This window comes from Streptomyces sp. NPDC007162 (assembly GCF_040634175.1).
Lineage (GTDB): Bacteria > Actinomycetota > Actinomycetes > Streptomycetales > Streptomycetaceae > Streptomyces.
This window is the reverse complement of the sequence record NZ_JBEYFC010000937.1, coordinates 1-1866: the sequence shown is the minus strand read 5'-3', so window position 1 is coordinate 1866 and position 1866 is coordinate 1. Positions and strand designations below refer to the sequence as shown.

Sequence of the window (1866 nt, the reverse complement as noted above, 5' to 3'; positions counted from 1 at the left end):
GTTCGAAACGGACGATCAGGCCGCCGCGCACGACGAAATGGTGGGCGACCCGGACGTCGATGTTCTTGCCGGTGGCCTTGTTGGCCGCCGTGTAGCGGGCGAGGACGACGACGTTCTCGCCGTCGACGACGTAGGTGTCGTCGTGGGCGGTCCAGGCGTCCCACTCCTTGCCCAGCCGCTCCATCACGTTGGCGGTGACCCCGTCGGGGGTGCGGTAGGTGCCGGCCAGGGGGAAGCCGGCCATTTCGGTCCACTCCACGTCGGGGGCGAGGGTGGCGCGCAGGGCCTCCAGGTCACCGGCCGCGGAGGCCAGGTACTGGCGGCGTACGACGTCGGCGGGGGCTGTGGACGTTGCGAAGTCGGTCATGGTCAGCCCCACTTCATTTCGCCCTTGGCGACCTTGGCGCCGATCTGGGCGGCGATGAGCATGCCGTTGTCCGGGTAGCGGGCGATGAGAGCCTCGGTCAGCGCGGCGCCGTCGGCGGCCTTGCTGAGCTCCTCCTCGAAGGCGAGCAGATAGCCGCGGGTGGCGGAGATCGCGGAGGCGTTGGCCGGGGCGTTGGGCAGGCGGTGGCCGGGGACGACCAGTTCCGGCTGGAGGGCGGCCATCTCGTCCAGCAGGGTGACCCAGGCGGCGCGGTCGTCGGGGGTGGGGGTGTCGGCGACCCAGACGTGCTCCTGCTGGAAGAGCAGGACACCGCCGAGGAGGGCGCGGTGCTCGGCCTGCCACAGGTAATGGCGGTCGGGCAGCCCCGCAGGACCGCCCTTGAGCTCGAAGCGGTGTCCTTCAAGGTCGAGGTCGCCGGTCAGGGGCTCGAGGTCGACCAGGCGCGTGGGCAGGTTCGGGCCGAGGGCCTCCCAAGCCGTGAGCTTGCCCTGGTAGGAGTGCTGGATGTGCTCGATGACGATCGGCGTCGCGACGAACGTCGCGCCGGGGAAGGCGTCGGCGATCACCTCGGCGCCGAAGTAGAAGTCAGGGTCGGCGTGGGAGACGAAGACCGTGGTCAGAGTCTTGCCCGAGTCGAGGATCTCCGCGGCCAGGCGGTGGCCGTCGGCGCGGGTGAAACAGGCGTCCACCAGCAGCGCCTCCTTCTCGCCGGTGACCAGTGTCGCGGTCTTGTTCCTGCTGCCGACCGGGAAGTCCAGGTCGAAGACGTTGAAGGAGAGGGTGCTCATCGGGGATTCCTTGGAGAGGTCGGAGGCTGGGACAAGGGCGACGCAGGAGGAGACAGTGACATGGTCACTCTTGCCACGCGGGTAACTGTCGGCAAGGTGAAAGAGCGACTCGGCATGGTCAAACGGCGACATGCGTCCCGGCGGCTGCCCCTTGCGGAGCCCCCTGGCCTGGACCACGCGGTCAAGTTTCGATCTCCCCGGACCGGACCGGGGACAGAACCGGGTTACCGGCGGTAAGTTCCCGCTGCCCTACCCCACTTCACAGGAGTTCCGCTTCATGCGCCGTCTCTTCGCGTGCCTCACGGCCGCGGCCATCACCTGCGTCGGGTTCGTCGCGAACGCGTTCCCGGCCGCCGCCGCGGACCCGTCGTCCGGGTCCTTCAGCACCCTGACCTACAACGTGGCGGGCCTGCCGGAGATCCTCTCCAGCGCGTCCACACCCCGCGAGTCCAGCACCACCGCCATCGGTCAGCGAATCGCGCCCTACGACATCGTCAACGTCGAGGAGGACTTCAACTACCACGCCTACCTCTACGCCGGCGACACCGCGCACACCTACCGCACCCCCACAAGCGGCGGTGCGGGCATCGGCAGCGGACTCAACACCCTGTCCAAACTCCCCTACGACACCGACGACTTCAAGCGGGTCCACTGGAACTCCTGCCAGTACGACTCGGGCGACTGCCTGAC

At 68.7% G+C, this 1866-nt stretch carries 2 protein-coding genes and 1 pseudogene; 1 reads left to right on the top strand and 2 read right to left on the bottom strand.

Annotated features, from left to right (window positions below):
* Positions 1–367: nuclear transport factor 2 family protein (locus ABZ646_RS46040; protein WP_360533612.1), on the bottom strand; the 367-nt coding region annotated here is incomplete at its 3' end.
* Between the two features lie 2 nt (positions 368–369).
* Positions 370–1176, bottom strand: coding sequence for an MBL fold metallo-hydrolase (locus tag ABZ646_RS46035; protein WP_360533610.1), 807 nt, complete (start codon positions 1174–1176; stop codon positions 370–372).
* A gap of 277 nt (positions 1177–1453) precedes the next feature.
* Between ABZ646_RS46035 and ABZ646_RS46030 the strand changes: the two are divergent.
* Positions 1454–1866 (top strand): annotated as a pseudogene (locus tag ABZ646_RS46030) (endonuclease); the annotation flags it as partial.